The sequence below is a fragment of the Enterobacter sp. 03-F-07-AD-ECC genome (assembly GCF_047530935.1).
GTDB classification, from domain to species: Bacteria; Pseudomonadota; Gammaproteobacteria; order Enterobacterales; family Enterobacteriaceae; genus Enterobacter; species Enterobacter cloacae.
This window is the reverse complement of sequence record NZ_JBLKBZ010000072.1, coordinates 1-822: the sequence shown is the minus strand read 5'-3', so window position 1 is coordinate 822 and position 822 is coordinate 1. Positions and strand designations below refer to the sequence as shown.

Genomic DNA, 822 nt, shown 5'->3' with positions numbered 1-822 from the left:
TTTTCGCAGATTAGCACGTCCTTCATCGCCTCTGACTGCCAGGGCATCCACCGTGTACGCTTAGTCGCTTAACCTCACAACCCGAAGATGTTTCACTTCATGATTGCGAAAATTTGAGAGACTCGAACACACATAACATGTGTGTCGTTTCAATTTTCAGCTTGATCCAGATTTTTAAAGAGCAAATATCTCAAACATGACTCGCAAGTCAGTTTTGAGATATGACGGCAGGTGACTTTCACTCACGAACCAGCAAGTGGCGTCCCCTAGGGGATTCGAACCCCTGTTACCGCCGTGAAAGGGCGGTGTCCTGGGCCTCTAGACGAAGGGGACGTACAGTCTCAATCGCAAGACGCCTTGCTATTTACTTTTCATCAGACAATCTGTGTGAGCACTGCAAAGGCAGGTTCTTTAAGGTAAGGAGGTGATCCAACCGCAGGTTCCCCTACGGTTACCTTGTTACGACTTCACCCCAGTCATGAATCACAAAGTGGTAAGCGCCCTCCCGAAGGTTAAGCTACCTACTTCTTTTGCAACCCACTCCCATGGTGTGACGGGCGGTGTGTACAAGGCCCGGGAACGTATTCACCGTAGCATTCTGATCTACGATTACTAGCGATTCCGACTTCATGGAGTCGAGTTGCAGACTCCAATCCGGACTACGACGCACTTTATGAGGTCCGCTTGCTCTCGCGAGGTCGCTTCTCTTTGTATGCGCCATTGTAGCACGTGTGTAGCCCTGGTCGTAAGGGCCATGATGACTTGACGTCATCCCCACCTTCCTCCAGTTTATCACTGGCAGTCTCCTTTGAGTTCCCGGCC

The 822-nt window shown here is 50.5% G+C and carries 1 tRNA gene and 1 rRNA gene; both read right to left on the bottom strand.

The features are described from left to right. Positions 1-257 precede the first annotated feature (257 nt). A tRNA-Glu gene (locus ACMWKA_RS25675) sits at positions 258-333 on the bottom strand. An 84-nt stretch (positions 334-417) separates the two neighbouring features. Beyond that, a 16S ribosomal RNA gene (locus ACMWKA_RS25670) occupies positions 418-822 on the bottom strand; the annotation flags it as partial.